The organism is Pseudomonas sp. B35(2017), assembly GCF_002113645.1.
In the GTDB taxonomy this organism is placed as follows: Bacteria; Pseudomonadota; Gammaproteobacteria; order Pseudomonadales; family Pseudomonadaceae; genus Aquipseudomonas; species Aquipseudomonas ekonensis.
This window is the reverse complement of sequence record NZ_NEIZ01000014.1, coordinates 98,145-110,528: the sequence shown is the minus strand read 5'-3', so window position 1 is coordinate 110,528 and position 12,384 is coordinate 98,145. Positions and strand designations below refer to the sequence as shown.

Here is a 12,384-nt window from a genome sequence, read left to right as displayed (position 1 = left end):
GCCAGCAAGGCCGCCGGTCAAGCGTCGATGAACCTAGCGCCCGCCGCCCAAATCGACAAAGGTACCGGTGGCATAGGACGCCTTGTCCGACAGCAGCCAGACAATCGCCTCCGCCACCTCGTCCGGCCGCCCGCCCCGCGCCATCGGAATCGCCGACTCCAACTTGCTGACCCGGTCCGGATCGCCGCTCAGGGCATGAAAATCGGTGTAGATGTAGCCCGGCCGCACCGCGTTGACCCGGATGCCCTCGCCCGCCACTTCCTTGGACAGACCGATGGTGAAGGTGTCCAGCGCGCCCTTGGAGGCCGCGTAGTCGACGTATTCGTTGGGCGAGCCCAGGCGGGCGGCCACCGACGAGACGTTGACGATGCTGCCGCCCTGCCCGCCGTGCTTGGGCGACATGCGCAGGATCGCGTGCTTGGCGCAGAGTATCGGCGCCAGCACGTTGGTTTTCATGATCTTGAGGATGCGGAACTCGGACATTTCGTCGACCCGCGACTTGTGGCCGACCGTGCCGGCATTGTTCACCAGCGCCGTGACCCGGCCCAGCTCCGTGTCGACCCGGTGGAACAGGGCGACCACTTCGTCCTCGATGCTGACATCGGCCCGCACCGCGATGGCCTGCGCCCCCATGGCCCGCACCTGGTCGAGCACCTGGTGGGCAGCCTGCTCGTCGGCCTGGTAGTTGATGCAGATCCGGTAGCCCTGCGCGGCGGCCAACAGCGCCGTGGCGGCTCCGATCCCGCGCCCCCCGCCGGTGATCACAATGACTTTATCCATGCTGGCTATCCCCCGATGCACACGTGACAGTCGAGGCAAGAATAACCGTCATCGGCGGGTTTTGCATGGCTGCACATTGCCCCACGGGCGATCGCCGTGGCGAGGGCGCTTGCTCGCGCCGGGTCAGCCCGTCGCTTGACGCTCGCTGCGCTGGTGCACGCCTTGCAGGAAGTGCTCCGCCGGCATCGGGTGCCCCAGCAGGTAGCCCTGCAGCGAATCGCAACCCAGTTGGGTGAGGAAGTCCTGCTGCACACCGGTCTCGACCCCTTCGGCGACGATCCGCAGCCCCAGCGCCTGCCCCAGCGCGACGATCGCCGAGACGATGGCGGCGTCATCGCTGTCGTGCTCCAGGTCACGCACGAAACCGCGATCGATCTTCAGCTCGTTGGCCGGCAGGCGCTTGAGGTACATCAGGCTCGAATAGCCGGTGCCGAAGTCGTCGATGGACAGGTCGACGCCCATGTCCGAAAGCTCCTGCAGCACCGTCATGCTGGCGTCGGCATCGTTCATGGCCGTGGTCTCGGTGATTTCCAGGGTCAGGCTGTTGGCCGGCAGATGATGGGTGGCCAGAGCCTTGGCCACGCTCTGCACCAGGCCCGAGTGGCAGAACTGCAGCGCCGAGAGGTTCACCGCGATCCGCCAGTCGGTGTAGCCCAGCACATACCATTCGCGCATCTGCCGGCAGGCTTCGTTGAGCACCCACTCGCCGATGGGAATGATCAGACCGGTCTTCTCGGCCAGGTCGATGAACTTGTCCGGCATCAGCATGCCGTCGGTGGGGTGCTGCCAACGCAACAGCGCCTCGGCGCCGACCGGGCGGCCGTCGGCGGCGTCGAACTTGGGCTGGTAATGCAGGCTGAACTGGTGGTGCTCCAGGGCCGCGCGCAGATCCTGCAACAGCTGCAATTGCTTGCGGGCGTTGCTGTTCATCGAGGCGTCAAAAAAGCTGTAGCCGTTCTTGCCGCCGCCCTTGGCGTGATACATCGCCGCGTCGGCGTTCATCAGCAGTTCCTGGGCGCTCTGGCCGTTGCCTGGGTACAGGGCGATGCCGACGCTGGCGGAAATCTGCAGCTCGTGGTCGGCCACCCGGAACGACTGCGCGATCAGCCCCACCTGACGGGCCGCCAGGCCCAGGGCATCGTCGGGCTCGTTCAGGCGCACCAGCAGGACGAATTCGTCGCCGCCGATGCGCGCCAGGGTGTCCATGCTGCGCAGGTCCTGGCGCAGACGCGCGGCCACTTCGCGCAGCAACTGGTCGCCCATGTGGTGGCCGAAGGCGTCGTTGACCGGCTTGAAGCCGTCCAGGTCAATGAACATCAGGGCGAAGCAGGCGCCCTGCTCCTGCACTTTTTTCATGGCCTGATTGATCCGGTCGTCCAGCAGCATGCGGTTGGGCAGGCCGGTCAGGGTGTCGTGCAGGGCCAGTTGGGTGAGTTCGCGGTTGGCCACGGTCAGGGAATGGGCCAGGTCGGCGGTGCGCGCCTCAAGGCGGGCGTCGAGGATCGAGGTCAGCAAGGCGATGGCCAGCACCGCCAGGGTGGTGATCAGCACCAGGTTGTCCAGGCCGTTGCCGTTCAGGCCGTCGAGCGCGGCGCCGCAGAAGCTGCCTTCGGGAAACCGCGCCGCCGCCATGCCGGTGTAGTGCATGCCGACGATCGCGATGCCCATGATGATCGCCGCCCCGGCGCGGAACAGCCGCACGTAGGGCGAATGCTGGCGCAGGCGGAAGGCGATCCACAGCGCCGCCGCCGAGGCGCCGACGGCGATCATCAGGGAGGCGCCGAACAGCGTCGGGTCGTAGTCGATCCCCGGCGTCATGCGCATGGCCGCCATGCCGGTGTAGTGCATGGCGCTGATGCCGGCGCCCATGACCAAGGCGCCGACGCCCAACTGCCAGGCCGGAAGCTTCGGCTGGCTGACCAGCCACAGGGCAAAGCCGCTGGACAGCACCGCGATCAGCAGCGACAGCGCCGTGATCGCAATGTCGTAGCCCAGGCTGATCGGCAGCTTGAAGGCGAGCATGCCGATGAAATGCATCGACCAGACGCCGATGCCCATGGCGAACGCACCGCCTGCGGTCCACAGATGCACGGCCCGCCCCTTGGCGGTGGCGATGCGCCCTGTGAGGTCGAGGGCGGTGTAGGACGCCAGGATCGCGACACACAGCGAAATGAAAACCAGGGTGAAGGAATAGCTACCGATGAGCATGACGATTCTCGTGGCCACCCCGCCGCGGTCAGTCCATTAGGGTCGGGGCAAATGCGCCGATTGTACTGATTGCGCGGAAGAACGCACTGACTAAGTAATCAATTGGCCATCAAGCCGATGAAACGCTTGTTTGATGAGTGTGAACGGCTCTGGAACGACGTTTGGGGGCTGACCGCGGCGAGGCAGTTTGCTCCCGCAGCAGCCCCCGAAAGTCTGTGAACGCCTTGGCGATCCACAAGCGCCCTCAGCGGCTGTCGCTCATCTCCAATTGACCGTCCCAACCGCCCCCGAGCGCCGCGATCAGTTGCACGCTGGCGATCAGGCGGCTCTGCAGCACGTTCAGCACGCTGCGCTCGTTGCTCAGCGCGGTGGCCTGGACCACCACCACGTCGATGTAGGCGATGAGGCCGGCCTTGTACTGGTTCTCGGTCAGGCGCAGGGAGTCCCGCGCCGCGTCGAGGGCTTCCTGGCGCACGCCCGCCTCGTTCTCGTACACCTTGAGCTGCACCAGGTAGTTCTCCACCTCGCGGAAGGCGTCCAGCACCGTCTGCCGGTACTTGGCCACAGTCTGGTCGTATACGGCCTCAGTGCGGTCGACCTCCGCCGAGCGGCGGCCGCCGTCGAAGAGCGGCAGGTTGAGCTTGGGGCCCACCGACCAGAAGCGGTTCGGCAGGCTGATCAGGTCCCTGGACGTACTGCTGCTGTAGCCGCCGCTCAGGCTCAGGGTCAGGTCCGGGTAATAGGCGGCCTTCGCCACGCCGATGTTGGCGTTGGCGGCCATCACCGAGCGTTCGGCCGAGGCGATGTCCGGGCGCCGCTCCAGCAGTTGCGACGGCAGGCTCAACGGAATCTGCGGCAGTTTCGGGATGTCCTGGGTCTCGGCCAGCTTGAACTGCGCCGGCGGCTGGCCGGTCAGCACCGCGATGGCGTTCTCGAACTGCGCCCGCTGCCAGACCAGATCCACCAGATCGGCCTGGGTGGTCTTCAGCTGCGTCTGGGCCTGGGCCACCGCGTCACGCCCGGAGACGCCGGCGTTGTACTGGTTCATGGTCATCTTGAGCGAGCGCTCGTAGGCCGCCACGGTCGACTCCAGCAAACGCTTCTGCTGATCGATCACCCGCAGTTGCAGGTAGTTCTGCACCAGTTCCGACTGCTGGCTCAGGCGCATCGCCGCAAGGTCCGCAAAGCTGGCTTGGGCGCTGGCCTCGTCGGCCTCCAGCCCACGGCGCAGCTTGCCCCAGATGTCGGCCTCCCAGCTCACGCCCAATTGGGTGTTGTAGGTATCGCGGATGCCGCTGGAGGAACTGCTCAGGCTTGAACTGCTGCTCCCGGTGCCTTGGCTGGAGCGGGTCTTGCCGGCGCTGAGGTCGATGCTCGGGTAGAACGCGCCGCGCGCGTCACGCACCAGGGCCTGGGCCTGGCGGTACTGGGCTTCGGACTGGGCGACGGTCTGGTTGGCGCTGTTGAGCTTCTCGATCAGTTCGTTGAGCTGGCGGTCGCCGTACAGCTCCCACCAGGCGCCGCGGGCCAGCGAGTCGCTGGGGCTGGCCTGGCGCCAGCCCTCGGCTTCCTTGTACTGGGCGATCTCGGCGGTCTGCGGGCGCTGGTAGTCCGGGCCGACGGCGCAGGCGCTGAGCATCGCCACGCACAGCGACAGGCTCAGCAGACGCGAGCCGCGGACGGTGGCCAGTTGGATAAGCGAACGGTCAGTCATAGCGGAGTTTCCAGAGCGGCATCGGTGCGCACGCCACGCCATTTATTGAAGCGGTGGCGCAGCTTGTCGAGATAGAGGTAGACCACCGGGGTGGTGTAAAGGGTCAGCACCTGGCTGAAGACCAGCCCGCCGATGATCGTCAGGCCCAGCGGCTGGCGCATTTCGGCGCCTTCGGCCCGGCTGAGCAGCAGCGGCAAGGCGCCGAGGATCGCCGCCAGCGTGGTCATCAGGATCGGCCGCAGGCGTTGCAGGCAGGCGCTGCGGATCGATTCCAGCGGCGACAGGCCGTCATGGCGCTCCAGTTGCAGCGCCAGGTCGATCATCAGGATCGCGTTCTTCTTCACCACGCCGATCAGCAGGAACAGCCCGAGCAGCGAAATCAGGCTGAACTCGCCGCCCAGCGCGTAGATCGACAGCAACGCGCCGACCCCGGCCGACGGCAGCGTGGACAGGATGGTCAGCGGGTGGATGTAGCTTTCGTACAGCACGCCCAGCACCAGGTACACCGCCAGCAGCGCACCGAGGATCATGAACGGCTGGCTCTTCTGGGTGGCGGCAAAGGCGTCGGCAGTGCCGGCCACCTTCACGATCACGTCTTCCGGCAGGCCGACCTTGGCGATGGCCCGCTCGATGGCGGCGGTGCCCTGCTCCACCGTCACGCCTTCGGCCATGTCGAAGGAAATGCTTTCGGAGGCGAACTGGCCTTCATGACTGACCCGATCGTCTTCCAGGCTGCTTTCGTAGTGGGCGATGGTCGACAGCGGCACCCGTGCGCCGTCGGCGGTGATGACCTGCACCTGGTTGAGCGTCACCGGATCCTGGGCGTACTTCGGATTGACTTCCATCACCACCCGGTACTGGTTGAGGCTGTCGTAGATGGTGGAGATCTGCCGCTGGCTGTAGGCGTTGTTGAGCACGGCGGTGACCATGTCCATGTCGATGCCCAGGCGCTTGGCCTGGTCGCGGTCGACGATCAGCGTCACCTGCTGCGCCCCGCGGCCCTCGCGGGCGTCGATGGCGGTCAGTTCCGGCAAGGCCCGCAGCGCCGTGACCACTTTCGGATACCACTCGCGCAACGCACCCAGATCGCCGCTCTGCAGGATGTAGGAATACTGCGAGGTGGTCTGTTCGCGGCCGCCGCCGAACTGCAGGTCCTGGTCGGCCATCAGCATCAGTTGCGCACCGGCCACCTTGGGCATTTCCTTGCGCAGGCGCTCGATGACCTTCTGCGCCGACAGGTTGCGTTCCTTGATCGGCTTCAGGCGCACGAGCATGAACGCGTTGTTGGTGCCGTTGCTGCCGCCGATGAAGCCGGCGACGCTCTCCACCGCCTCGTCCTTGAGCACCGCCCGACGGAAGATCTCCATCTTGGGCTGCATCACGCTGAACGACAGGCCGTCGTCGCCGCGCACGAAACCGATCAGTTGGCCGGTGTCCTGCTGCGGCATGAAGGTCTTGGGCACCACCACGTACAGCGCGACGTTGACGCCGACGGTGACGATCAGGCTCAACAGCGTCAGGCGCCGGTGGCGCAGCACCCAGTCGAGGCTGGTGGCGTACTTGCCGACCATCCAGTCGTTGGTGCGCCGGCTCCAGCGCTGCAGGCGGTTCTCCTGCCCCGGCACATGGGGCTTGAGCCAGCGGGCGCAGAGCATCGGCGTCAGGGTCAGGGACACCACCAGGGAAACGACGATGGCCGCCGCCAACGTGATGGAGAACTCACGGAACAGGCTTTCGATGATCCCGCCCATGAACAGGATCGACAGGAACACCGCGACCAGCGACACGTTCATCGACAGCAGGGTGAAGCCGACTTCCTTGGCCCCCAGGTACGCCGCCCGCATCGGCTTGATGCCTTCGTCGATGTGCCGGGAAATGTTCTCCAGCACCACGATGGCATCGTCCACCACCAGCCCGGTGGCGAGGATCAGCGCCATCAGCGACAGGTTGTTCAGCGAGAAGCCGTACAGGTACATCACCGCGAAGGTGCCCACCAGCGACACCGGGACCGCCAGGGTCGGGATCAGCGAGGCGCGGAAATTGCCCAGGAACAGGAACACCACCAGGATCACCAGCGCCACGGCGATCAGCAGGGTCATCTCGGCCTCGTGCAGGGTCGCCTTGATCACCGGCGAGCGGTCCATCGCCAGGTTGAGTTTGACGCTGGCCGGCAGCACCGCCTGCAACGCCGGCAGTTGGGCCTTGATCTCGTTGACCGTCTCGATGATGTTGGCCCCGGCCTGGCGGTTGATCACCAGCAGCACCGCCGCGTCATCGTTGAAGAACCCGCTGTTGTAGCGGTCCTCGACGCCGTCGCTGACCTTGGCCACGTCCTTGAGGCGCAGGGCCGCGCCGTCGGCGTAGTGGATGATCAGCGACTCGTAGTCCTTGGCCTTCTCCAACTGATCGTTGGCCTGGATCTGCCACAGGCGCTGGCCGTCTTCGACCGAGCCCTTGGGCCGGCGCACGTTGGCCCCGTCGATGGTCTTGCGCACGTCGTCCAGGGACACGCCGTACTGGTTCAGGGCCTGGGGCTCGAGCTCGACGCGCACCGCCGGCAGGGAACTGCCGCCGATCTGCACCTCGCCCACGCCCTGCACCTGGGACAGGCTCTGGGACAGGATGGTCGAGGCCAGGTCGTAGAGCTGACCCTTCTCCAGCACGTCGGAGGTCAGCGACAGCACCATGATCGGCGCCTGGGACGGGTTGACCTTCTTGTAGGTCGGCATGCTGCGCATCCCGCTGGGCAGCAGGTTGCGCGAGGCGTTGATCGCCGCCTGCACTTCCCGCGCCGCGCCGTTGATGTCGCGGTCGAGGTCGAACTGCAGGATGACCCGGGTCGAGCCCTGGCTGGAGCGGCTGCTCATGGTGTTGACGCCGGCGATGGCGCCGAACGAGCGCTCCAGCGGCGTGGCCACCGTCGAGGCCATGACCTCGGGGCTGGCGCCGGGCAGGCTGGCCTGCACCACGATCACCGGGAAGTCCATCTGCGGCAGCGGCGACACCGGCAGCAGGCCGAAGCTCACGCCGCCCAGCAGCATGATCGCCAGGCTCAGCAGCATGGTCGCCACGGGGCGCTTGATGAATGGGCCGGACAGGTTCATCGGCCTGCGCTCCCGGCGCCGGTGCCGAACCTCACGGCCCCTTCGCGGGCAAGCCCGCTCCCACTGGGTTTGCGGTTGGACAGGCTCACACCGCCACCTCTTCTTCGGTTGCGGACTTGCCGAAGCGACGCCCCAACCGGTCGAAGTACAGGTAGATCACCGGTGTGGTGAACAACGTCAGCACTTGGCTGGCCAGCAGGCCGCCGACCATCACCAGGCCCAGCGGTTGGCGCAGCTCGGCGCCGGAGCCGGTGGCCAGCATCAGCGGCACCGCACCGAACAGCGCGGCCAGGGTGGTCATCAGGATCGGCCGGAAGCGCAGCAGCGCCGCCTGGTAGATCGCCTGCTCGGGCGCCATGCCCTGATGGCGTTCGGCGTCGAGGGCGAAGTCGATCATCATGATCGCGTTCTTCTTGACGATGCCGATCAGGAGGATGATGCCGATGATCGCGATCATGCCCAGGTCGTTGCCGCTGAGCAGCAGCGCCAGCAAGGCGCCGACCGCCGCCGACGGCAGGGTCGAGAGGATCGTGACCGGGTGGATGTAGCTCTCGTACAGCACGCCCAGCACGATGTACATGGTCACCACGGCCGCCAGGATCAGCAGCAAGGTGCTCGACAACGAGGCCTGGAACGCCTCGGCCGCGCCCTGGAAGCGGGTCTGCACGCCCAGCGGCATGCCGATGTCCTTCTGCACCTGCTCGATGATGTCGACCGCCTGCCCCAGCGCCACGCCCGGCGCCAGGTTGAACGACATCATCACCGCCGGGAACTGGCCGATGTGGGTGATCGCCAGTTGCGCCTGGCGTTCCTCGACACGGGCCAGGCTCGACAGGCGCACCTGGGCCCCGTCGGTGGTCTTGACGTGGATCTGGTCCAGCGCCTGCGGGCCGATCTTCTCCCCGGCCTGGGCCTGGAGCACCACGCGGTACTGGCTGGCCTGGGTGTAGATGGTGGAGATCTGCCGCTGGCCGAAGGCGTCGTACAGCGCGTCGGTGATGTTCGACACCGACACGCCCAGGCGCGAGGCCGCGTCGCGGTCGATCACCAGGTACACCTGCAGGCCCTTGTCCTGCAGGTCGCTGGCGACGTCGGTCAGCTCCGGGCGCTGGGCCAGGGCATCGACCAGGCGCTTGCTCCACAGGCTCAGCAGGTCGGCGTCCGGCGAGGACATGCTGAACTGGTACTGCGTGCGGCTGACCCGGTCTTCGATGGTCAGGTCCTGCACCGGCTGCATGAACAGGCGGATGCCCACCAGTTTGTCCACCTGGGGCTGCAGCCGGGCGATCACGTCGGCGGCGCTCAGGTCACGTTCGCGGTGCGGCTTGAGGTTGATCAGCAGGCGGCCGCTGTTGAGCGTGGCGTTGTCGCCGTCCACGCCGATGTAGGACGACAGGCTTTCCACCGCCGGGTCGTCGAGGATCACCTTGGCCAGCGCCTGCTGGCGCTCGCCCATGGCGGCGAAGGAAATCGACTGCGGCGCCTCGGAAATGCCCTGGATCACCCCGGTGTCCTGCACCGGGAAGAACCCCTTGGGCACCGCCATGTACAGGAACACGGTCAGCGCCAAGGTGCCGACAGCCACCAGCAGCGTCAACGGCTGGTGCCGGAGCACCCACTGCAGCATCCGGCCGTAGACGGCGATCATCCAGTCGATGAATTCGCCGCTGGCCCGGTAGAAGCGGCCCTGCTCGTGGGCCTCCGGCTCGCGCTTGAGCAGGCGGGCGCACATCATCGGCGTCAGGGTCAGCGACACCACGAGGGAAATCAGGATGGCCACGGCCAGGGTGATGGCGAACTCGCGGAACAGCCGGCCGACCACATCGGCCATGAACAGCAGCGGAATCAGCACGGCGATCAGCGACAGGGTCAGGGAGATCAAGGTGAAGCCGATCTGCTTGGCGCCCTTGAGCGCGGCCTGCATCGGGCTGTCGCCTTCCTCGATGAACCGGGCGATGTTCTCCAGCATCACGATCGCGTCGTCCACCACGAAACCGGTGGCGATGGTCAGGGCCATCAGGGTCAGGTTGTTCACCGAGAACCCGGCCAGGTACATCACGCCGAAGGTGCCGATCAGCGACAGCGGCACCGCCACCGACGGGATCACCGTGGCGCTGGCCCGGCGCAGGAACAGGAACGTCACCATCACCACCAGGGCGATGGCGATCAGCAGTTCGTGCTGCACGTCGGTGACCGAGGCGCGGATGGTCTGGGTGCGGTCGGTGAGCACCGTGACCTCAAGGCCCGCCGGCAGGTTGTCGGTGATGCTCGGCAGCAGCGCCTTGATCCGGTCGACCACCTCGATCACGTTGGCGCCGGGCTGGCGCTGGATGTTGAGCAGCACAGCCTGGTTCTGGTTGGCCCAGGCGGCCAGCCGTTCGTTTTCGGCGCCGTCGACGATCTGCGCGACGTCCTTGAGCCGCAGCGGCGCGCCGTTCTTGTAGGCCAGGATCAGGTTGGCGTAGTCCTCGGGGGACTTGAGCTGGTCGTTGGCGTCGAGCATCGACACCCGGGTCGGGCCGTCGAAGTTGCCCTTGGGCTGGTTGACGTTGGACGCGCCGATCAGGGTGCGCACGTCCGACAGGTTCAGGCTGTTGGCCGCGAGTGCCTCGGGGTTGACCTTGATCCGCACCGCCTGGCGCTGGCCGCCGGCGATGCTGACCATGCCGACGCCGCTGATCTGGGCGATCTTCTGCGCCATGCGCGTGTCGACCAGGTCGTTGAGCTTGGGCAGCAGCATGGTCTTGGAGGTGATGGCCAGGGTCAGCACCGGGGTGTCCGCCGGGTTGACCTTGTTGTACACCGGCGGCGCCGGCAGGTCGCTCGGCAACAGGTTGGTGGCGGCGTTGATCGCGGCCTGCACCTGCTGTTCGGCGACGTCCATGTTGATGTCGAGGCTGAAGCGCAGGGTCAGCACCGAGGCGCCGCCGGAACTGGTGGAAGCCATCTGCGTCAGGCCGGGCATCTGCCCGAACTGGCGCTCCAGCGGTGCGGTCACGGCGCTGGTCATCACGTCGGGGCTGGCGCCGGGGTACAGGGTCATGACCCGGATGGTCGGATAGTCGACCTGAGGCAGGGCCGACACCGGCAGCAAGCGGTAAGCGATCAGGCCGGCCAGAACGATGGCCAGCATGCTGAGGGTGGTGGCGACCGGGCGAAGGATGAACAGCCGTGAGATGTTCATGCGCCCTTCTTGGCCTTGTCGCCGGCGGGCGCTTCAGGGGCGCCGGACGCGGACTTGCCCTGCAGGTGCCCGGTCGGGGTGGCCGGCACGTCCTGGCTTTCGTTGACCACTTCCACCTCGCTGCCTTCCTTCAGGCGGTCGGTGCCTTCCAGCACGACGCGGTCGCCGGGCGCCAGGCCTTCGGTGACCACGGTGTTGTCGCCGTCGCTGGCGCCGATCTTCAACTGACGCAGAGTGACCTTCTTGTCCCCGTCCATGGCATAGACGAAGGTGCCGTTGGTGCCGAACTGGATCGCCGCCGACGGGGCCAGCAGCACGCCCTTGAGGGTGTCGGCCAGCAGGTGGACGTTGACGAACTGGTTGGGGAACAGCGACTGGTCACGGTTGTCGTAGCGCGCCTTGAACTTGAGGGTGCCGGTGGCCACGTCGATCTGGTTGTCCAGGCTCTGCAGCACGCCGGTGGCCTGCAGGCGGGTGTCGCCGCGGTCCCAGGCCTCGGCCGGCAGCTTGGCGCCGCTGCGGTAGCGGGCGAGCACGGTGTCGAGGCTGTTTTCCGGCAAGGTGAAGGCGACGCTGATCGGTTGGGTCTGGGTGATCACCGCCAGGGCCGTGGTGTCGTTGGCCGCCACCAGGTTGCCGACGTCGAGCTGACGCAGGCCGACGCGACCGGCGATCGGCGCGCGGATCTTGGTGAATTCGAGATTGAGCTTGGCGTCGTTGACCGCCGCCTGATTGGTCTTGACCGTGCCCAGGTACTGGCCGACCAGCGCCTCGGCGGTGTCCAGGGTCTGCTTGGCGATGCTGTCTTCCTTGTACAGGCCGCGGTAGCGCTCGACATCGACCTGGGCGTTCTTCAGCTGCGCCTGGTTCTGCAGCAGGGTGCCCTCGGCCTGGAGCAAGGCGTTCTGGTACGGGCGCGGGTCGATTTCAGCCAGCAAGTCGCCGGCCTTGACCATCTGCCCCTCTTCGAACCAGATCTTCACCACCTCGCCGCCGACCCGGCTGCGCACGTTGATGGTGTTGAGCGCGGTCACCGTGCCGAGCGCCTTGTAGTACAGCGGGAAATCCCCCTTGACCACCGGCGCGACACGCACCGGCACCGGCCCCGAGCCGCCGCCGAACCCCGGACGCATCATCCCCGAACGGCCGGTGTGGCCGGCCTGGGCCTTCTCGCCGCCCTCCTTGTGGGCGGTGCCGGCGGGCCAGAATTTCCAGCACAGGCCGGCGACGGCCACCAACACAAGCAGGCTGAGCAGCCAGCGACGGGAATGACGGGGGGACGATTGCATGGAGTGATTGACCATAGGGCGCGTGGGCTTCTGTTACGGGAGGCTGAACGATAAGCACTGGTGGGGATTAAGCAAAGCGGCTTTACCGGCAATTTACCTTCAACT

Annotated in this window: 6 protein-coding genes; all 6 read right to left on the bottom strand. The window is 66.6% G+C overall.

Annotated elements, in window-relative coordinates; all coding sequences use genetic code 11:
- Window positions 1-33 precede the first annotated feature (33 nt).
- The gene (locus tag CAG41_RS20965) at window positions 34-780 is read right to left on the bottom strand and encodes an SDR family oxidoreductase (RefSeq protein ID WP_085582502.1); all 747 of its coding nucleotides are present in this window, start codon (window positions 778-780) and stop codon (window positions 34-36) included.
- A gap of 123 nt (window positions 781-903) precedes the next feature.
- Window positions 904-2,988, bottom strand: a complete 2,085-nt coding sequence (locus CAG41_RS20960) for a bifunctional diguanylate cyclase/phosphodiesterase (protein WP_085582500.1) — start codon at window positions 2,986-2,988, stop codon at window positions 904-906.
- Between the two features lie 244 nt (window positions 2,989-3,232).
- Window positions 3,233-4,702 (bottom strand): efflux transporter outer membrane subunit, encoded by a 1,470-nt coding sequence (locus CAG41_RS20955; protein ID WP_085632741.1) that lies wholly within the window; start codon window positions 4,700-4,702, stop codon window positions 3,233-3,235.
- The gene (locus CAG41_RS20950; protein ID WP_085582496.1) at window positions 4,699-7,806 is read right to left on the bottom strand and encodes an efflux RND transporter permease subunit; all 3,108 of its coding nucleotides are present in this window, start codon (window positions 7,804-7,806) and stop codon (window positions 4,699-4,701) included. The genes CAG41_RS20955 and CAG41_RS20950 overlap by 4 nt, the downstream gene beginning before the upstream one ends.
- Before the next feature lie 85 nt (window positions 7,807-7,891).
- On the bottom strand, window positions 7,892-10,990 hold the full coding sequence (locus CAG41_RS20945) for an MdtB/MuxB family multidrug efflux RND transporter permease subunit (protein WP_085582494.1): 3,099 nt from the start codon (window positions 10,988-10,990) through the stop codon (window positions 7,892-7,894).
- Window positions 10,987-12,294 carry an MdtA/MuxA family multidrug efflux RND transporter periplasmic adaptor subunit gene (locus CAG41_RS20940; RefSeq protein WP_085694129.1) on the bottom strand — a complete coding sequence of 436 codons (1,308 nt, stop codon included), beginning with the start codon at window positions 12,292-12,294 and terminating at the stop codon, window positions 10,987-10,989. Before CAG41_RS20940 ends, CAG41_RS20945 begins: the two co-directional genes overlap by 4 nt.
- Window positions 12,295-12,384 lie beyond the last annotated feature (90 nt).

Coding starts and splice junctions, on each gene's coding strand:
- CAG41_RS20945 (WP_085582494.1), bottom strand. CDS start 10,990: ATGAACATCTCACGGCTGTTCATCCTTCGCCCGGTCGCCACCACCCTC.
- CAG41_RS20950 (WP_085582496.1), bottom strand. CDS start 7,806: ATGAACCTGTCCGGCCCATTCATCAAGCGCCCCGTGGCGACCATGCTG.
- CAG41_RS20965 (WP_085582502.1), bottom strand. CDS start 780: ATGGATAAAGTCATTGTGATCACCGGCGGGGGGCGCGGGATCGGAGCC.
- CAG41_RS20955 (WP_085632741.1), bottom strand. CDS start 4,702: ATGACTGACCGTTCGCTTATCCAACTGGCCACCGTCCGCGGCTCGCGT.
- CAG41_RS20940 (WP_085694129.1), bottom strand. CDS start 12,294: ATGGTCAATCACTCCATGCAATCGTCCCCCCGTCATTCCCGTCGCTGG.
- CAG41_RS20960 (WP_085582500.1), bottom strand. CDS start 2,988: ATGCTCATCGGTAGCTATTCCTTCACCCTGGTTTTCATTTCGCTGTGT.